Annotated in this window: 16 protein-coding genes; 12 read left to right on the top strand and 4 right to left on the bottom strand. The window is 60.3% G+C overall.

The genetic code is table 11. The features are described 5' to 3' along the window. Positions 1-2: 2 nt before the first annotated feature. Positions 3-719, bottom strand: a complete 717-nt coding sequence (locus QYH43_RS04225) for a response regulator (RefSeq protein ID WP_301156452.1) — start codon at positions 717-719, stop codon at positions 3-5. 92 nt (positions 720-811) lie between these two features. Continuing rightward, the gene (locus QYH43_RS04230) at positions 812-1,459 is read right to left on the bottom strand and encodes a TetR family transcriptional regulator C-terminal domain-containing protein (protein WP_095060068.1); all 648 of its coding nucleotides are present in this window, start codon (positions 1,457-1,459) and stop codon (positions 812-814) included. Between the two features lie 597 nt (positions 1,460-2,056). Here QYH43_RS04230 and QYH43_RS04235 point away from each other — a divergent pair. Then, positions 2,057-4,018 carry an FAD-dependent oxidoreductase gene (locus tag QYH43_RS04235; RefSeq protein ID WP_301156592.1) on the top strand — a complete coding sequence of 654 codons (1,962 nt, stop codon included), beginning with the start codon at positions 2,057-2,059 and terminating at the stop codon, positions 4,016-4,018. Between the two features lie 176 nt (positions 4,019-4,194). Continuing rightward, positions 4,195-4,791: a helix-turn-helix domain-containing protein gene (locus QYH43_RS04240; protein ID WP_095060070.1), complete on the top strand. Its 597-nt coding sequence runs from the start codon at positions 4,195-4,197 to the stop codon at positions 4,789-4,791. Here QYH43_RS04240 and QYH43_RS04245 read toward each other — a convergent pair. Continuing rightward, on the bottom strand, positions 4,788-5,720 hold the full coding sequence (locus QYH43_RS04245) for a helix-turn-helix domain-containing protein (protein WP_301156454.1): 933 nt from the start codon (positions 5,718-5,720) through the stop codon (positions 4,788-4,790). The two genes, QYH43_RS04240 and QYH43_RS04245, sit on opposite strands and share 4 nt — an antisense overlap. 162 nt (positions 5,721-5,882) lie before the next feature. Here QYH43_RS04245 and QYH43_RS04250 point away from each other — a divergent pair, with 162 nt between their 5' ends. From QYH43_RS04250 to QYH43_RS04295, 10 genes are all read left to right on the top strand, one after another. Continuing rightward, on the top strand, positions 5,883-7,241 hold the full coding sequence (locus QYH43_RS04250; protein ID WP_095060074.1) for a glutamine synthetase family protein: 1,359 nt from the start codon (positions 5,883-5,885) through the stop codon (positions 7,239-7,241). Positions 7,242-7,398: 157 nt separating this feature from the next. Continuing rightward, positions 7,399-8,487, top strand: coding sequence for a polyamine ABC transporter substrate-binding protein (locus QYH43_RS04255; RefSeq protein ID WP_301156458.1), 1,089 nt, complete (start codon positions 7,399-7,401; stop codon positions 8,485-8,487). Continuing rightward, a complete protein-coding gene (locus tag QYH43_RS04260; RefSeq protein WP_301156459.1) occupies positions 8,484-9,785 on the top strand; it encodes an FAD-binding oxidoreductase in 1,302 nt (433 codons plus the stop codon). Before QYH43_RS04255 ends, QYH43_RS04260 begins: the two co-directional genes overlap by 4 nt. A 194-nt stretch (positions 9,786-9,979) precedes the next feature. Beyond that, complete coding sequence (locus QYH43_RS04265; RefSeq protein ID WP_301156460.1) at positions 9,980-10,576, top strand: paraquat-inducible protein A; 597 nt, start codon at positions 9,980-9,982, stop codon at positions 10,574-10,576. After that, entirely contained in the window at positions 10,573-11,229 is a 657-nt protein-coding gene (locus QYH43_RS04270; RefSeq protein ID WP_095060081.1) for a paraquat-inducible protein A, read from the top strand. Before QYH43_RS04265 ends, QYH43_RS04270 begins: the two co-directional genes overlap by 4 nt. Further along, positions 11,210-12,889, top strand: coding sequence for an MlaD family protein (locus tag QYH43_RS04275; RefSeq protein ID WP_301156462.1), 1,680 nt, complete (start codon positions 11,210-11,212; stop codon positions 12,887-12,889). Before QYH43_RS04270 ends, QYH43_RS04275 begins: the two co-directional genes overlap by 20 nt. A 17-nt stretch (positions 12,890-12,906) precedes the next feature. Further along, entirely contained in the window at positions 12,907-13,464 is a 558-nt protein-coding gene (locus QYH43_RS04280) for a membrane integrity-associated transporter subunit PqiC (protein ID WP_301156464.1), read from the top strand. A gap of 149 nt (positions 13,465-13,613) precedes the next feature. Beyond that, positions 13,614-14,627, top strand: a complete 1,014-nt coding sequence (locus tag QYH43_RS04285; protein ID WP_301156465.1) for an iron ABC transporter substrate-binding protein — start codon at positions 13,614-13,616, stop codon at positions 14,625-14,627. A 3-nt stretch (positions 14,628-14,630) separates the two neighbouring features. Beyond that, positions 14,631-16,229, top strand: a complete 1,599-nt coding sequence (locus tag QYH43_RS04290; RefSeq protein WP_301156466.1) for an iron ABC transporter permease — start codon at positions 14,631-14,633, stop codon at positions 16,227-16,229. Next, positions 16,226-17,296 carry an ABC transporter ATP-binding protein gene (locus tag QYH43_RS04295; protein ID WP_301156468.1) on the top strand — a complete coding sequence of 357 codons (1,071 nt, stop codon included), beginning with the start codon at positions 16,226-16,228 and terminating at the stop codon, positions 17,294-17,296. Before QYH43_RS04290 ends, QYH43_RS04295 begins: the two co-directional genes overlap by 4 nt. Before the next feature lie 10 nt (positions 17,297-17,306). Here the strand turns inward: QYH43_RS04295 and xerC are convergent, their stop codons facing one another. Next, positions 17,307-18,245, bottom strand: coding sequence for a tyrosine recombinase XerC (gene xerC, locus QYH43_RS04300; RefSeq protein ID WP_095152636.1), 939 nt, complete (start codon positions 18,243-18,245; stop codon positions 17,307-17,309). Between the last annotated feature and the right edge of the window lie 108 nt (positions 18,246-18,353).

Genomic DNA, 18,353 nt, shown 5'->3' on the forward strand with positions numbered 1-18,353 from the left:
ATTCAGGCTGCCACGCTGGCGGTGAACAGGTATCCGGCGCCATGGATGGTGATGATCAAGTGAGGTTCCGAAGGGTCGTCGTGCAACTTGCGGCGCAAGCGCCCGACCAGTACGTCGATCGAGCGGTCGTTGGGCACCCATTCGCGGTTGCGGATCTGGTCCATCAACTGGTCACGGCTGAGGGTGTGACCGCTGTTGCGCAGGAACACGCTGAGTAACTGGTATTCGCCGTGGGTCAGCAATGTTTCGCTGCCGGACGCGTCGATCAGGCGCCGGCGATCGGTATCGAGTGCCCAGTCGGCGAACTGTTTGACCGGTTTGGCCACGGTGGCAACCGGTTGCGGTGTCTGCGCATGGCGCACCCGGCGAATCAGGTTTTTCGCCCGGGACACCAGTTCCCGAGGATTGAGGGGTTTGATCACGTAGTCATCGGCGCCGCATTCGAGCCCGACAATTCGGTCGATCTCATCGTTGCGACCGGTGATCAGGATGATCCCCACTTCCGAACGCACCCGCAGCTCGCGGGTCAGGGTCAGGCCGTCCTTGCCCGGCAGGCGGATGTCGAGCATCACCAGGTCGACGCTCTGGCTGGCGAGAAAGGTTTCCGCCAGTTCGGCGGTGGCAGCGCAATGCACGTCGTAACCTTCCTGGAACAGGTAAGCGTGCAGCAAATCGCGAATCAGCGGATCGTCATCGACGATCAGTACCCGAGGAGTCATCGCTTGAAGTCCTGCTTGAGCCCGAAGGCGTGTTTCTTATTAGAGTGTATTACCGCAACGGCGCCAGAGAGTAGCCATTGCTGAACAGCCGATCAACAGCTGCTCGTCTGTCCGCAAAACCGCTGCCGGCCGCCGGCCTGCAAACCGTCGACCCAGGCTTCGCAGATCTGGATGCCCTGCTCCGGAGTGAAGGTGCCGGGGTTGAGCCCCGATTCCAGCCACAAACCGTCAAGCAACGCGCTGAGGCTGATGGCGGCGAGGTCCGCATCGAAATGTTCCCAGCCCTCTTCCTGGGCCAGTTCCGTCAGCACCTTGCGCAGGATGCCGCGGTATTCGCCGTAGGAATGGTCGTGGGCCTGGTTGATCGCCTCGGCGGTTTTCACCGCGCCCCAGAAGGCAAGCCAGGCATCGATCAGTTGCGGGTCGAGCAATTCGGCGGAAAACGATCCACGGAAAAACGCCGACAAACGCTCCCGGGCATTGGGCGCGGCTTGTTCCATGGCATCGCGCAACAACGTCATGACCCGCCCAGTGATCGCCATGTAGGCCTCGGCCACCAGTTCGTCCTTGCCGGAGTAGTGATGGCTGATTAGCCCGACCGAAACCCCGGCCTCGGCGGAAATCTTGCGGATCGACGCGCCCTGGAAGCCGTGACGCTTGAGGCACACCAGCGTCGCCTCGATCAGGTTGGCTTTACGCAACTCCGGTTCCATACGGGAAAAACGGGCTTCCTGATTCATGGGCGACATGCTCCTTGGGTTCAATCGTTTAGGCTTGCGCGGGTTAGCAGCGGGCTGAACGACTGTACAGCAAGAGCATGGGATGTCTCTAGTCGGATACCCGTCTTACAGGCGGCGGCGCCTGCATCGCTGGCAAGCCAGCTCCTACAGGATCTCGGGTTGCCACACCTTTTTCGGTCGACACAATCCCTGTAGGAGCTGGCTTGCCAGCGATAGCGCCAGCGCATACCCCACAAATTCTGGATCAGGCCGGATACCCCGGCGCCACGCGATCCAGCAAGCGCAACAACGCATTGTATGGGTTCTCCGGGCCAGCTCGGCAGCGCAGACAGTAAGGCCAGTGCTTCGCATCGTCCAGCCGCTGATTCACGCTAGCGCAGCGCAAAGTAAAGAATTAAGTTGATTTTTTACTGAAGGTAAATTTCCATAAGCAAATAATAACAACACCGAAAACCTGATGTTTCTGTAGGAGCGAGCCTGCTCGCGATGGACGTTAACGATGATGCGTGTTGTCAGGATGAACGCGTCGCCCTCAAGTTCATCGCGAGCAAGCTCGCTCCTGCATACACAGGTCAGCCTGCCTGGAGTATCCGCACCATGCCGACCTCGACACCTGCCTTCGCGCACCTGTTCGAACCCTTGCAGATTCGTGGCAAGCGTCTGAAAAACCGCATCATGTCCAGCGGGCACGACACGTCGATGCCCACCGACAACCTGGTCAACGAGCAACTGATCGCCTATCACCGGGCGCGCGCCGAAGGCGGTGTCGGGCTGATCGTGTTGCAAGTGGCCGGCGTTCACGACAGTGCGCGCTACACCTCCCATGTGCTGATGGCGACCGACGATGCGTGCATCGAGGGTTACCGCAAACTCGCGCAAACCTGCCACGCCCACGGCACCGTGGTGCTGTCGCAAGTGTTCCATCCGGGTCGGGAAATCATGGAGTCCAGCGACGGCTTGTTGGCGGTGGCCTACTCTGCTTCGACGGTGCCCAATGAGCGATTCCGGGTGATGCCCCGTGCACTCGATCAGGCGATGATCGACGAGATCGTCTCCGGTTACGCCGCCGCTGCTCGCCGTTTGCATCAAGCCGGAATCGACGGCGTCGAAGTCGTGGCCAGCCACGGTTACTTGCCGGCGCAATTCATCAATCCACGGGTCAACCGCCGCACCGATGGCTACAACGGTGAGCTGGACCAACGCCTGCGTTTTCTGCGGGAAATCATTGCCGCCATCCGCGAGGCGACCGATGAACAATTCATCATCGGCCTGCGCATCTGCGCCGATGAACGCGACCCGGAAGGCCTGACCGAAGACGAATCCCTGGCCGCCGTCAAACGGCTGCAAACCCAGCTGGATTACGTGCATATCGTCGCCGGCACGTCGGCGTCGCTCGGCGGTGCGGTGCATATCGTGCCGCCGATGGCGATTGAAGCGGCGTACCTGGCCAAAGAGGCCGGGACGTTCAAGGCGAGTTTGAACATCCCGTTGTTCGTCACGGGTCGCATCAACCAGCCCCAGGAAGCCGAGCTGATTCTGGCCCGGGGCCAAGCCGATGTGTGCGGCATGACCCGAGCCTTGATCTGCGACCCGCAGATGCCGAACAAGACCGACACCGGCCGCGCCGAAGACGTACGTGCGTGCATCGCCTGCAATCAGGCGTGCATCGGGCACTTTCACAAGGGCTTGCCGATTTCCTGCATCCAGCACCCGGAAACCGGCCGCGAGCTGATTTTCGGTGAACGCAAACCGACGAATATTCGCAAGCGCATCATGATCGCCGGCGGCGGCCCGGCGGGCATGAAAGCCGCTGCCGTCGCCGCCCAGCGAGGGCATGAAGTAACGCTTTACGAAGCCAGTTCACAACTCGGCGGTCAGGTGTTGCTTGCGCAGTTGTTGCCGCGTCGCAGCGAGTTCGGTGGCGCCAGTACCAACCTGCAAAGGGAGATGGAATTGGCCGGCGTGCGTGTCATCCGCAATACCCGTGTTGATCGAGCGTTGGTAGAAAGAGAAAAACCGGACGTGGTGATTGTCGCGACTGGCGCCGAGCCCTACTGGCCGGCGTTCGAACGGGGCGGCGAATTGCAGGTAGTGGATGCCTGGCAGGTGTTGCGCGATGAAATGCAGATCGGCCGCTCAGTGGTCGTTGTCGACTGGCGCTGCGACTGGATCGGCCCCGGTATTGCCGAGCGTCTGGTCCGCGCCGGGCACCAGGTGCAACTGGCGGTTAACGGCACCCATTGCGGGGAAAACCTGCCGCTGTACGTGCGCGATCAACTGGCCGGCGAGCTGCATAAACTGGCTGTTCCGATCACACCGTATGCGCGGTTGTATGGCTGCGATGACAACACGGTGTACCTGCAACACACCGCCAGCGGCGAGCCGATGCTGATGGAAAACATCGACACGCTGGTGTTGTGCCAGGGGCATCAACCGGTGGATACCCTGGGCGATGAGTTGCAAGGGCTGGTGGAATTTCGGCGCATCGGCGATTGCCTGGCGCCGCGCACTGCCGAAGAAGCGATTTACGAAGGCTTGAAAGTCGCGTGGGAGCTTTAAGGCTGTTTATACTCCGGGGCTTTCACCGCTGAGCTTTGTAGGAGCTGGCTTGCCAGCGAAGGTCGTTAACGATAACGCGTGCTGGCTGGATAACGGCGGTGTCTGTACCCCCATCGCTGGCAAGCCAGCTCCTACAGAAAACCGCAAGTCGCCCCCATCCCGGTTCGGAATTTTCCATGAGCAGCAACAGCAAGACACCCCCCGCAACCGGCAACGCCGAACCGCATTTCCTCGGCACGCGGATTCGTGGCCTGCGCAAACGTCGGGGCATGACCCTGGCGGAACTGGCGCAACAGAGCGAACTCACTGCCGGCTATATCAGCCAGCTGGAGCGCAACCTCGCGTATCCGTCGATCCCCGCGCTGTTCAACATTGCCAGAAGCCTGGGCGTGACCATTCAATGGTTTTTCGCCAGTGAGGCCGTCACCGATCCTGAGGACGACGGCATCGTGGTGCGCAAGAACAGTCGCCTGAATGTGCATTACGAAGACGGCATCGTCGATCAGTTGCTGACCCCACAGGCCAACCGCCAACTGGAAATGCTCCACTCACGTTTTCCACCGGGCACCTACAGCCAGCAAAGCTACAGCCATGACGGCGAAGAAGCCGGTTACCTGCTCTCGGGGAGTTTCGAATTGTGGGTCGGCGAGCGTTATTTTCAGCTCAATGAAGGCGACAGCTTCAGCTTTTCCAGCCAGGAACCGCACCGCTACGGCAACCCTGGCGACATCGATGCGGTGGTGATTTGGGTGATTACGCCGCCGACGTTCTAACGTCGGCTGCGACCGCTTGACTGAATCACACTCGCACGCTTGAGCGTGTCACTCGGCAGTTCGTTGAACAACGCACGGTAACTGCTGGAAAACCGGCCTAAATGCCAGAACGACCAATGCATCGCCACTTCGGCCACGGTGGTTTGCGTCGGCGTGCGGCTGAGCAATTCGCGGCGGGCACTGTTGAGGCGACGCAAACGCAGCCATTGGGTCGGCGCCATGCCAGTGTAGGTTTTGAACGCATGCTGCAACTGGCGCAGCGAAACCCCGGCCACCTGCGACAGCTCAAGCAGGTTGAGGTGTTCCTCCGGCGTGTCCGCGGCCCATTCCCCTACCCGCTTCATGATCGCCCGCTCCCCGGCGCGGCGTTGCAATGCGCCCTGGTCAAGACAAACGCAGGCGTTGTCGAGAATAAACAGGCAATCGTCGAGCAATTGCTGAGTCAGGGCTTCGCGGCTCGGCGGATCGAACGTCTGCGAAAGACGGGTCAACGTGCCGCTAAGCCAACGACTGAACAGCGCATTTTGCTGGGAGTTGAGCGGCGCCATGAACAAGCCTTCGAGTCGGGCGACATCCAGGCTGTGACGCTGGACAAACTCGGGGCCGAACACCACGGCGATTTCCTGATAGTTCTCCGGGGTGATCCAGATGTTGCGGCTTTCACCATTCAACACGTACAGCGCGTTGTCGCTGCGGTCGAAACAGAACGCCAGCGAACCCTGGGGCGCACTGAAATTCTGCTCGACCCGGGTGTTCATCGACTCTTCGTAAATCTCTACGCCCTGCAGATCCAGGTAGCGCACCAGGCCCGCGAAATGTCCCGGCGACATCTGCTGGTATTGCTGCACCCAGCCCGGCGTGGCGCGGATTTGCTCGGCGACATCGGCGGTGTTGAACGCTTGGACCTGGAGGGAATTGAAACCAGTCATGGGACGACCTTACGCACTCTTTTGGTGCGCTTTGTGCTGCTTAAAGTGGATAGATGGAACTGCAAGGCTCGCACAAGATAGTCGTCAACGCGCTACAGGGGAAGTGTCCGGCGGATGAAACTGGCCTCTCCTGGCGTTAATAAAACCAATAATGAGGTCTTTATGAATGTCCCTTTCGATCAGCTGTTCACTTGGCTGAAAGATCACAAGATTACCGAAGTCGAGTGCGTCGTCAGTGATCTGACCGGCATTGCACGCGGCAAAATTGCACCGACCAACAAGTTCCTGCATGAGCGAGGCATGCGCCTGCCGGAAAGTGTCCTTCTGCAAACGGTAACCGGGGACTTTGTCGACGACGACATCTACTACGACCTGCTCGACCCGGCCGACATCGACATGGTCTGCAAGCCGGACGCCGACGCTGTTTACGTGGTGCCGTGGGCCATCGAGCCGACCGCCATCGTGATCCACGACACCTTCGACAAGTTCGGCAACCCGATCGAACTGTCGCCGCGCAACGTACTGAAAAAAGTCCTGCAGCTGTACACCGACAAGGGCTGGCGTCCGATCGTCGCGCCGGAAATGGAGTTCTACCTGACCCAGCGTTGCGAAGACCCGGACTTGCCGCTCAAGGCACCGATGGGCCGTTCGGGCCGCGCCGAAAGTGGTCGTCAGTCGTTCTCCATCGACGCGGCCAACGAATTCGATCCGCTGTTCGAAGACGTCTATGACTGGTGCGAACTGCAAGGCCTGGACCTCGACACGCTGATCCACGAAGACGGCCCGGCGCAGATGGAAATCAACTTCCGTCATGGCGATGCCCTGGACCTCGCGGACCAGATCACCGTGTTCAAGCGCACCATGCGTGAAGCGGCGCTCAAGCACAACGTGGCGGCGACCTTCATGGCCAAGCCGGTCGGCGATGAGCCAGGCAGCGCCATGCATATCCACCAGAGCGTGGTCGATATCGCCACCGGCCAGCCGATCTTTGCCAATGCCGATGGCAGCATGAGCGAGCTGTTCCTGCATCACATTGGCGGCCTGCAGAAGTACATCCCGAAAGTGCTGCCGATGTTCGCGCCGAACGTCAACTCGTTCCGCCGCTTCCTGCCGGACACCTCGGCACCGGTGAACGTCGAATGGGGCGAAGAGAACCGCACCGTCGGCCTGCGCGTACCGACATCCAGCCCGGATGCCATGCGCGTGGAAAACCGTTTGCCGGGTGCAGACGCCAACCCGTACCTGGCCATTGCCGCCAGCCTGCTGTGTGGTTACCTCGGCATGGTCGAGCGCATCGAACCGAGCGCCGCGGTACAGGGCCGCGCTTATGAGCGTCGCAACCTGCGCCTGCCGATCACCATCGAAGACGCACTGACCCAGATGGAAGAGAGCGAAACCATCGGCCGCTACCTGGGCGACAAGTTCGTGCGTGGCTACGTCGCGGTCAAACGCGCCGAGCACGAGAATTTCAAACGGGTGATCAGTTCGTGGGAGCGTGAGTTCCTGATGCTCAGCGTCTGACAACAGCACACACGCGCTCCCTGTAGGAGCCGGCTTGCTGGCGAAAGACGCGGCGGGGTGTACCTGATACACCGCATTGCGCCTTTCGCCAGCAAGCCGGGTCCTACAGTTCAGACAAAAAAATCGGGATAACCCAATAATTCCAAGAGGTATCGATATGCGTCTATTGAAAACCGTGGTCCCGGCCGCGCTGGCGGTTCTGTTCAGCGCCGTCGCCCAGGCCCAGCCACAGGTCAGCGTCTATAACTGGACCGATTACATTGGCGAAACCACCCTCGCCGACTTCCAGGCCAAGACCGGGATCAAGGTGATCTACGACGTCTTCGATTCCAACGAAACCCTGGAGGGCAAATTGCTCGCAGGGCGTACTGGCTATGACGTGGTGGTTCCGTCCAACCACTTCCTCGCCCGTCAGGTGAAGGCCGGTGCCTTCCTGAAACTGGATCGCGAGCAACTGCCGAACTTCAAGAACCTTGACCCGAAACTGTTGGCGCTGCTTGAGAAAAACGATCCGGGCAACGAGCATTCGGTGCCGTACCTGTGGGGTACCAACGGCATCGGGTACAACGTCGACAAGGTCAAGCAAGTGCTGGGCATCGACAAGATCGACTCCTGGGCCGTGCTGTTCGAGCCGGAAAACATCAAAAAGTTGAGCGCGTGCGGCGTGTCGATGATGGACTCGGCCGATGAAGTGTTCCCGGCGATGCTCAACTACATGGGCATGGACCCGCGCAGCGAGAACCCTGAAGACTTCAAGAAAGCCGAAGCCAAGTTGCTGAGCATTCGCCCATACATCACCTATTTCCACTCGTCCAAATACGTGTCCGACCTGGCCAACGGTGACATCTGCGTCGCGTTCGGGTACTCGGGTGATGTGTTCCAGGCGGCCAACCGGGCCAAGGAAGCCGGCAATGGCGTGAACATCGCCTATGCCATTCCCAAGGAAGGCGCCAACCTGTGGTTTGACTTGCTGGCCATTCCCGCCGATGCCAGCAACCCGAAAGAAGCCCACGCCTTCATCAACTTCCTGCTCGACCCGCAGGTGATCGCCAAGGTCAGCGCTTCGGTCGGCTACGCCAACCCGAACCCGGCCGCCAAGCAATTCATGGACCCTGAACTGGTCAACAATCCTGAGGTTTATCCACCCCAGGAAGTCCTCGACAAGCTCTACATCTCCACCACCCCGCCCCAGCCGATCATGCGTCTGATGACTCGTTCGTGGAGCAAAGTGAAGTCCAACAAATGAATCAGTACACCAGCGAACACACTCACTCCTATTACGCAGCATCGGCCAACGGCATGACGCCGCGCCCGGCGCTGGACGCGGACCTGGTGGCCGACGTCTGTGTGATCGGCGCCGGCTTCACCGGTATCAACACCGCTATCGAACTGGCCCAGCGCGGTCTCTCGGTGATCCTGCTGGAAGCCCGGCGAATCGGCTGGGGCGCCAGCGGGCGCAACGGCGGTCAGCTGATCCGCGGCATCGGGCATGACGTCAGCGGTTTTGCCAAACACATTGGTGCCGACGGCGTGCAATACCTTGAGCACGCCGGTATCGAGTCGGTGCAGGTGGTGGCCAAGCGTATCCGCGAACACGGTATCGATTGCGACCTGCGCTGGGGCTTCTGCGAACTGGCCAATACGGCGGCACAATTCACCGCGATGAAGGCCGAACAGGCGGAACTGATCGAGTCGGGTTACGGCCATGAGACCCGACTGATCGACCCCGGGCAGATCCGTGAACACGTTGTGAACTCTGGCGTGTACGCGGGCGGCTTGGTCGACATGGGCTCGGGGCACTTGCACCCGCTGAATCTGGCCTTGGGCGAGGCGAAACTCGCAGAGTCCCTTGGCGTGCAGATCTTCGAGCAAAGCCCGGTGCTGGAGTTGATCCACGGCAGCACCGCGCAAGTACGTTGTGCGGGCGGTACGGTGCGCGCCGGCACACTGGTGCTGGCCTGCAACGCGCACCTGGAAGAACTCGAACCCAAACTCAGCGGCAAAGTGTTGCCGGCGGGCAGCTACATCATTGCCACCGAGCCGTTGTCAGCAGAGGCCGCCGCGCAACTGATCCCGCACAACCTGGCGTTGTGCGACCAGAAAGTCGGGCTGGATTATTACCGGCTCTCGGCGGACCGGCGATTGCTGTTCGGCGGTGCTTGCCATTATTCCGGACGGGATCCGGCAGACATTGCCGCGTACATGCGTCCACAGATGCTCAAGGTGTTCCCGCAACTGGCCGATATGCGCATCGAGTATCAGTGGGGCGGCAAGATCGGCATTTCGGCCAATCGCTTCCCGCAGGTGGGTCGCTTGAGTCAGCACCCGAACGTGTTCTTCGCCCAGGGCTACTCTGGTCATGGCCTGAACGTGACCCACTGGTGCGCAAAGCTGTTGGGCGAAGCGATCCACGCCGGTCACAGCAAAGGCTTCGATGTGTTCAGCGCTGTGCCGCACATGACCTTCCCCGGCGGCCGCGCCCTGCGCTCGCCCCTGCTGGCACTGGGCATGTTGTGGTACCGGATGCGCGAGGTGTTGAGCTGACACCCTTACCCCTGTAGGAGCTGGCTTGCCAGCGAAAGCGGTTTGCCTGACACACTGCACCGCCCGATTCGCCAGCAAGCCGGCTCCTGCAGTTTTTTGCGTGCCCCCTCCTCTTATTTCTATTTGCTCAATTGCGAACCACTTCTATATTGTTGAGGTGCTCTGAACTTCCTGCCTTCTTTTGAGCTTGACCCATGGCGACTACTGATCAACTGATCATCTGCGAGCACTGCGATTGCGTGTACGAGAAAGTGACGCTCGCCAAGCATCAAAAAACCCTGTGCACACGCTGCGGTGGCGTGCTTCAGCGCTATAACGGCCTGACGGTGGAGCAGCGCCTGGCGCTGACGTTTACCGCACTGGTGCTGTGGGTCTTCGCCAATTTCTATCCCATCATGAGCATCAGCCTCAAAGGCCTGAAAAACAGCGCGACCCTTTGGGACTCGGTGTTGGCCCTGAGCCTGGGGCCTATTACGTTCATTGCCATGGTTGCCGCCATCGCGATGATCATTGCGCCGATCATCCAGTTGATGCTGCTGCTCTGGGTCCTGGGGTTCGCCGTCACTCAGCGGCGCTCGCCCGGATTCAAATTTTGCATGCGCTGGCTGGAAAGCTTAAGGCCCTGGAGCATGCTCGAAGTCTGCCTGTTGGGCGCCATGGTTGCAGTGATCAAGCTCGCCGGATTGCTCGACGTGCTGCCCGGCATCGGCCTGATTGCCCTGGCGATCCTGAGCCTTCTGATGATCCGCATCGCCGGACGCGACATTCGTGAACTGTGGGACATCCAATGAGCAGGCCACCGGTCGCCGACGAACTCAATCTTTGCCTGTGCCACACCTGTGGGCTGGCCTGCGACGTGACCCATCAACCCCACGAATGCGAGCGTTGCGGCGCCCCCTTGCATCGGCGCAAAACCAATTCGTTGACCCGGACCTGGGCCTACATGATCGCGGCGCTGGTGTTCTATATCCCGGCCAATCTGTTGCCGGTGATGAATACCAAAATGGTCGGCAATGGCGCCGACAGCACGATCATGAGCGGCGTTCTGGAGTTCTGGGAAGCCGGCGCGTGGGACATCGCCCTGATCATTTTTATCGCCAGTATCGCGGTGCCGGGCGTCAAGTTCGTCGCGCTCACCATGCTGCTGGTGACTGTGCAACGCGACAGCGATTGGGCACGCAAGGAACGTTCTTCGCTGTACCGTTTCGTCGAAGTCATTGGCTACTGGTCGATGCTCGATGTCATCGTGGTCGCGCTGGTGGCCTCGCTGGTGAAGTTTCAAGCCCTGGCCGACATCGAGCCGCGCCTGGGCATTTTGTTCTTTGGTCTGGTGGTGGTGTTCACCATGCTGTCGGCGATGAGTTTCGACCCGCGCCTGATTTGGGATAAAGAGCAGCAGGACCCACAAACTGAGGAGGTCAAGGATGCAGTCGCAAACCACTAACGAGCCACAAGCTCCCGGGCAGGCCCCGATCAAGACAAGTGGCCGTTTCAGCTTTTCGCTGGTCTGGATCGTGCCGATTGTCGCGGTGCTGGTGGGGATTTCGCTGGTGGTCCACAGCATTCTGCAAGAAGGCCCCACCGTCGTGGTGAACTTCAAGACCGGTAGCGGGCTGACCGCCAACAAGACTGAGGTCAAGTACCGCAACGTGGTGATCGGCCATGTCACGGACGTGGAGCTGAGCAACGACCAGAAAAGCGTCAACGCCACCATCAAACTGTCCAAGCAGGCGGAAAGCTTTACCCGCGAAGACTCGCAGTTCTGGGTGGTAAGGCCACGTATCGGGGCCGGTGGCGTCTCGGGTATCGATACGTTGCTGTCCGGCGATTACATCGGCGCCGATATCGGCCAGGCCAATGGCCGCTCGAAAAACTTCCAGGGCCTGGAGAACCCGCCGCCGATCACCTATGGCGAACCGGGCAAGCGTTTCACCTTGATCACCCAGGACCTGGGGTCGCTGGATATCGGCTCGCCGGTTTACTTCCGCAAGATTCCGGTCGGCCAAGTGGTGGCGTACGCCCTCGATCCGGACGGTAAAGGCGTGAACATCGAATTGTTCATCCACTCGCCGCACGACAAGTATGTCACCGAAAACACCCGTTTCTGGAACGCCAGCGGCATTGACGTCAACGTTGGCGCCAACGGTTTTGCGGTCAAGACCGAATCGTTGTCTGCCATCCTGGTCGGTGGCATTGCGTTCCGCGCACCGGATTACAGCCCCAACGATAAACCTGCGGCTGCCGAATACGCCTACGAACTGTTCGACGACCAGCAAACCGCCCTCGCCCCGCCTAATGGCAAACCGCAGTACATGTCCATGCGTTTCGACCAGGCCCTGCGCGGACTCAAGATCGATGCGCCGGTTGAGTTCCTGGGCATCGAAATCGGCAAAGTGGTGTCGATCAACCTGGATTTCGACGCCAAGAAACGCACTTTCCCGCTCAATGTCGGGATTGTGATTTATCCGCAACGCCTGGGGCAGGCCCACGTAAAAATGCTCAAGGCGCTCAATCATGACCCGAGTGACGAAGCCGGCGCGGTGCGCTTGATCGGCTCCTTTATCGAGAACGGCCTGCGCGCCCAGGCCCGTACCGGCAACTTCCTGACCGGCCAGCTCTACATTTCCATGGATTTCTATCCAAAAGCGGAGAAGGTCGTGTTCGATGCCACTGCGCGCCCGATCATGATCCCCACCGTGCCGGGCAGCCTCGAACAATTGCAGGAAAAACTCGAAGCCATGGTCGACAAGATCAACAAACTGCCCGTGGAACGCATTGCCGGCAACCTCGATGGCAACCTCGTCGAGTTGCGCAAAGGCTTGACGCAATTCAACGGCAAAACATTGCCTGGTGTGACTACCACCCTGGCGGACCTGAGCAGGACCCTGGAGTCGGCCAATACGACACTGCAGTCGGCCAACTCGACCCTGGCCGAGGATTCACCGCAACGGGAAAAACTGGGCACGACCCTGGACGAACTGGGACGCACATCGAGATCCTTGCGTGACCTTTCGGATTACCTGGGCCGGCATCCGGAATCGCTGCTGCGCGGGCGTCCCGACAATGCCGCACCAATGGACCTGAAAGGGCCTCCGCGCAATTGAGTACAGGAGCAACATCCATGGCTTTTCCGCTGAAGTTCACATTGCTCGCTTCTGTGTTACTGCTCGCCGCTTGCCGCAGTGACCCGATTCAATTCCACACGCTGACCCCGGCCCAACCGGGCGCTCACCCAAGGAACGCCGGGACTATTCAGATCGAGACCCTTACCGTTCCACCCCAGGTCGATCGCCCGCAGATCGTCATTCGCGAAGGCGACAGCGGCCTGGCGATTCTGGAAACCCAATGGTGGGGTGCTTCGCTCGTCGACGAATTGCGCAGTGCACTGGCCGATCAATTGATCAACAGCAATCCGGGCACCCGTCAGGCGCTGGGGGTCAATGTGCAGCGATTTGACTCGATCCCCGGGCAATATGCGCTGATGGACGTCAAATGGCGCCTGCGCAGCGGAAGTGAAATTGACGGCGTTCGCATCGTTTGCCGCAGCACCCTGCAGACGCCCGCCGGTGCCAGCATCGACGAACTGGTGCTCGCCCAGCAGAAGAACGTCAAGCGACTGGCTGCGCTGATCAACCAGGCGTCGGCTGGCATACAAAAAGGCTGCCCTGCGTCGCAATGATTTGACGTTTTTTTCTCAAGGGGCGGTTTAAATTAGCCGCCCCTCAAACATGCAAATGATTCCTATTGATCTAGAATAATTGACGACGTTGCGTTGTCGATTCTCTCTGGTTGAGTCTGCAAGTTAAAAAGAACAGGAGCTGGCGCCGCATGATTTCCCGTTTTCCGTCCTTTCTGAAAAAAGCCCTGCTGACCACCGCGCTGCTGAGTGCGGGTCACGCTTACGCCGCCGATACCGTCGGTCTGGTGGTCTACAACGCCCAGCACGAAAGCCTGACCAAAGCCTGGGTCGAGGGTTTTACCCAGGAAACCGGTATTCCGGTGACGTTGCGCAACGGTGATGACACCGAGATGGGCAATCAGATCGTTCAGGAAGGTGCAGACTCGCCGGCCGATGTGTTCCTGACCGAAAACTCCCCGGCCATGGTGCTGGTCGACAACGCCGGCCTGTTTTCCCCGCTCGACAAGAGCACGCTGGAGCAAGTGGACGCCGCTTATCGCCCGGCCCATGGCAAATGGGTCGGCATTGCCGCGCGCTCCACCGTATTCGTCTACAACCCGAGCAAGCTGGCGGAAGCCGACCTGCCGAAATCGATCATGGACCTGGCCGCACCCAGCTGGAAAGGTCGCTGGGCCGCTTCACCGGGCGGTGCCGACTTCCAGGCGATCGTCGCCGCCATGCTCGAACAGAAAGGCGAAGCCGCCACACTCGACTGGCTCAAGGCGATGAAAACCAACTTCACCGCGTACCGCGGCAACAGTTCGGTGCTCAAAGCGGTGAATGCCGGGCAGATCGACAGCGGCGTGATCTATCACTATTACGCTTACGTCGATCAGGCCAAGACCGGCGAGAACAGCAAGAACACCGCCCTGCACTACTTCAAGCACAAAGACCCGGGCGCGTTTGTCAGCATCTCCGGTGGCGGCGTGCTGGCGTCCAGCAAACACAAGGAACAAGCCCAGGCGTTCCTGAAGTACATCACCGGCAAGGATGGCCAGGCGGTGCTGAAGAATGGCAAGTCCTTTGAATACGCCGTGGGCAAGAACGCTGCATCCAACCCTAAACTGGTGCCTCTGCAACAACTCGATGCGCCGACCGTCGATGCCTCGAAACTCGACAGTAAAAAAGCCGTGGAGCTGATGACACAGGCCGGACTGCTCTAATTGATGCCGGAAATACTGCCTGCGGGAATCGCCAAGCCGATACCCGCAAATTTGCGTCGACGTTCCCGTGGTGCGTTTGCGGGGCGTGGCGGTGCGTGGGTGATCGGTTTGTCGGTGCTGGTTTCGCTACTCGCACTGCTGCCGATTGCGTACGTTATCGGCGTGTCCTTGCAGACCGGCTGGGCGAGCGTTGTGACATTGGTGTTCCGCCCACGGGTTGGCGAGTTGCTGGTCAACACCGTGTTGCTGGTGCTGCTGACGATTCCGTTATGCATCGCATTGGGCGTGACGCTGGCGTGGCTGACGGAACGCACGAATCTGCCGGGACGGCGTTGGTGGTCGTTGCTGGCAACCGCGCCGCTGGCGGTGCCCGCCTTCGTTCACAGTTACGCGTGGGTCAGCCTGGTGCCGCCGATTCACGGGCTGTTCGCCGGCGTGCTGGTATCGGTGATCGCCTATTTCCCGTTTCTATATTTGCCGGTGGCGGCGACATTGCGCCGGCTCGACCCGGCCATTGAAGACGTCGCCGAATCCATGGGGCTCAAGCCCTGGGCCGTGTTTTTTCGCGTGGTGTTGCCACAACTGCGCCTGGCGATTTGCGGCGGTGCGTTGCTGGTCGGCTTGCATCTGCTGGCCGAATACGGCCTGTACGCGATGATCCGCTTCGACACGTTCACCACGGCGATCTTCGATCAGTTCAAATCCACTTTCAACGGGCCTGCCGCGCACATGCTGGCCAGTGTGCTTGCGTTGTGTTGCCTGGCCATGTTGACGGTGGAATCGGCTGCAAGGGGGACGGCGCGTTACGCCCGCGTTGGTTCGGGCAGTGCCCGTGAGCAACGGGTCGTGAGCCTGAAAACACCGTCGACCCTTCTGTCCACAGCGTTGATGATTGTGACCTGCATCCTTGCCCTGGGTGTTCCGCTGATCACGTTGGGTAAGTGGCTGATCGCCGGGGGCACGCAGGTCTGGGACCTGCCTGAGCTGTTGCCTGCCCTGGAGCAAACGTTGTTGCTCGGGGTGACAGGCGCAGCGCTGACCACCTGTGCGGCGATCCCGATTGCCTGGTTGTCGATTCGTTATCCCGGTCGCCTGCAGCGTGTGCTGGAAAGCTGCAACTACATCACCAGTTCCCTGCCCGGCATTGTCGTGGCACTGGCGTTGGTGACAGTCACCATCCACTTTGCCCGGCCCATCTACCAGACCACGATCACCGTGCTGCTGGCCTATCTTTTGATGTTTTTGCCACGGGCCCTGGTGAGTTTGCGTGCCGGTATCGCCCAGGCACCGGTGGAGCTGGAAAACATCGCCCGCAGCCTTGGCCGTTCACCCGCCCGCGCGCTGTGGTTGATCACCTTGCGCCTGGCTGCACCGGGCGCTGCCGCTGGTGCAGCTTTGGTGTTCCTGGCAATCACCAATGAACTGACCGCCACCCTGCTGCTCGCCCCGAACGGCACGCGCACCCTGGCCACCGGGTTCTGGGCGATGACCAGCGAAATCGATTACGCCGCCGCAGCCCCCTATGCCCTGTTGATGATCATATTGTCGCTGCCGCTGACCGGGCTCCTTTATCACCAATCGAAGAAAACGGCGGGCCGATGAACACGCTCGAACTGCACTCACTGAACAAAACCTATGGCACCCATCGTGCCCTGCACAACGTCAGCCTGTCAGTGCCCAGCGGCAGCCGCACCGTCATTGTCGGCCCCTCGGGGTCTGGCAAAACCACTTTGCTGCGAATGATCGCAGGCTTCGAATTCCCCGATTCCGGACGTCTGTCGCTCAACGGCCAGACCCTGGTCGACAACACGCACGAAGTACCGGCGCACCAGCGCCTGATCGGCTACGTGCCGCAGGACGGTGCACTGTTCCCGCACATGACGGTGGCGGCCAACATCGGCTTCGGCCTGTCGACCAAGGGCTCGGCCCGGCAGCATCGCATCGATGAGTTGATGGACAGCGTGGCGCTGGATTCGAACATGGGCGAGCGCTGGCCCCACGAATTGTCCGGTGGTCAGCAGCAACGTGTGGCACTGGCCCGCGCCTTGGCACAGCAACCGCGACTGATGTTGCTGGATGAGCCGTTCTCGGCACTCGATACCGGTTTGCGCGCCGCCATGCGCAAAATGGTCGCACGATTGCTCGAAGACACCGGCGTCACCGCCATTCTGGTCACCCATGACCAGAGCGAAGCTTTGTCATTCGCCGATCAGCTGGCAGTGATGCGTCACGGTCAACTGGTGCAATCGGGGCATCCGCTGGACCTCTACCGTTACCCCGAGGATGAACAAACCGCGCTGTTTCTCGGCGATGCCGTGGTCATGCCGGCGCGCATCGAGGCCGGCTGGGCCCATTGTGATCTGGGGCGAATTCCGGTCAACAACCACCGCAACAACAACTCGGCGCAGATCATGCTGCGGCCTGAACAGCTGCAACTGCTCAGCATCCTGCCCAGCGATGCAGAGGTTGCCGGTTGCCGTGCGGTCGTCACCGACCGGGATTTCAGCGGCAATACCTGCACCCTGACCGTGGAGCTGCAGCCTTTGGCCAACAGCGAACAATCCGGTCGGTCATTGCTGGTCCGCAGCTCCGGCATGTATGCGCCGCCCGCCGGCAGCACGGTCCAGGTCTCGACCATCGGCCACGCCCACGTCCTGAGCGAGGTTTGATCGCCGCGCTTCAAAGGTCGAAGCGATCGACCGCCCGGCGCCGTTCATTGTCATCACGCACGTCGTAATTGGCCGTGGTCTGGATGTTGCTGTGGTGGGCCAGTTTCTGTGCAATCGACAAATCGTGCTCTTCGATCACCCGGGTAATGAATGAGCGCCGGAAATCGTGGGGCATGATTTTCACCCCGACCTGGGCGCCCCGTTGCCGCGCGATGTAGTAGATCGCATGTTTGGTGATGCGCTCGCGGGTGATGTGGCTGCCACGGCGAATGCGGTTGAACAGGAACGGATCGTCCTCCTCCCCCTCCTTCAACATCGAACGACGCAATTCCAGCCAGGCTTCAAGTTTGGCGAACGCCCAGGCCGGTGCGTACTTGATCAGCTGTTTGTTGCCCTTGGCGGTGACGCGCAGGCTGCGCTCAGCGAAGTCGACCTGGTTGAGCTCCAGGTTCACCGATTCCGATTTCCGCATCCCCGAACCGTACAAAATCCCGATGATCGCCGCGTCACGCAGGCCTTGTGGCCGTGGGTCGGCGGCGCAGACCGCCATCAACTCCTGGATCAGTGACCGCCTGAGATTGCGCCCCTGGGACAGTCGTGTCCCGGCGATGCCCTTCACCGAACGCATCTTCAGCAGGTGTTCCTGGGAAATCAGGCTCATGCGCCACGCTTCGTTCATGACGCCGCGCACCGCATTGACGTACAGCGAGGAAGTGTTCGGTGCGTAGCCATCCTCACGCAGGGTCGCGACCAGCGCGATCACGTCTTCAGGCTGCAGGTTGTGCCAAGGGATCTCCTCGATATCGATATCTTCGAAGCCCAACCGGTCGGCAGCGTCCTGCAACACATATCGCATGGTCAGTTGGCTGGACGGCGCGAGTCGCGCCAGATACACGGTGAGCGGGTTGACGGAGGGATTACGTGAATCAGCAACGGGTAAGTCAATCAAACGAACGGCCTTGAAATAGATAGGTGTAACAAAAGACAAAAAACGGCGTGGGTTCAGCGATGGCCGCTACGCTGCCGGTCATGGCCGGGAAAGTCAACGCCGTGGCGC

Source organism: Pseudomonas sp. C32, assembly GCF_030417915.1.
Taxonomy (GTDB): Bacteria; Pseudomonadota; Gammaproteobacteria; order Pseudomonadales; family Pseudomonadaceae; genus Aquipseudomonas.

Excerpts from the sequence above, each read along its gene's own strand:
- QYH43_RS04225 (WP_301156452.1), bottom strand. The coding sequence starts at position 719 with ATGACTCCTCGGGTACTGATCGTCGATGACGATCCGCTGATTCGCGAT.
- QYH43_RS04230 (WP_095060068.1), bottom strand. The coding sequence starts at position 1,459 with ATGAATCAGGAAGCCCGTTTTTCCCGTATGGAACCGGAGTTGCGTAAA.
- QYH43_RS04245 (WP_301156454.1), bottom strand. The coding sequence starts at position 5,720 with ATGACTGGTTTCAATTCCCTCCAGGTCCAAGCGTTCAACACCGCCGAT.
- QYH43_RS04235 (WP_301156592.1), top strand. The coding sequence starts at position 2,057 with ATGCCGACCTCGACACCTGCCTTCGCGCACCTGTTCGAACCCTTGCAG.
- QYH43_RS04240 (WP_095060070.1), top strand. The coding sequence starts at position 4,195 with ATGAGCAGCAACAGCAAGACACCCCCCGCAACCGGCAACGCCGAACCG.
- QYH43_RS04275 (WP_301156462.1), top strand. The coding sequence starts at position 11,210 with ATGCAGTCGCAAACCACTAACGAGCCACAAGCTCCCGGGCAGGCCCCG.
- QYH43_RS04270 (WP_095060081.1), top strand. The coding sequence starts at position 10,573 with ATGAGCAGGCCACCGGTCGCCGACGAACTCAATCTTTGCCTGTGCCAC.
- QYH43_RS04290 (WP_301156466.1), top strand. The coding sequence starts at position 14,631 with ATGCCGGAAATACTGCCTGCGGGAATCGCCAAGCCGATACCCGCAAAT.
- QYH43_RS04255 (WP_301156458.1), top strand. The coding sequence starts at position 7,399 with ATGCGTCTATTGAAAACCGTGGTCCCGGCCGCGCTGGCGGTTCTGTTC.
- QYH43_RS04260 (WP_301156459.1), top strand. The coding sequence starts at position 8,484 with ATGAATCAGTACACCAGCGAACACACTCACTCCTATTACGCAGCATCG.
- QYH43_RS04280 (WP_301156464.1), top strand. The coding sequence starts at position 12,907 with ATGGCTTTTCCGCTGAAGTTCACATTGCTCGCTTCTGTGTTACTGCTC.
- QYH43_RS04250 (WP_095060074.1), top strand. The coding sequence starts at position 5,883 with ATGAATGTCCCTTTCGATCAGCTGTTCACTTGGCTGAAAGATCACAAG.
- QYH43_RS04265 (WP_301156460.1), top strand. The coding sequence starts at position 9,980 with ATGGCGACTACTGATCAACTGATCATCTGCGAGCACTGCGATTGCGTG.
- QYH43_RS04295 (WP_301156468.1), top strand. The coding sequence starts at position 16,226 with ATGAACACGCTCGAACTGCACTCACTGAACAAAACCTATGGCACCCAT.
- QYH43_RS04285 (WP_301156465.1), top strand. The coding sequence starts at position 13,614 with ATGATTTCCCGTTTTCCGTCCTTTCTGAAAAAAGCCCTGCTGACCACC.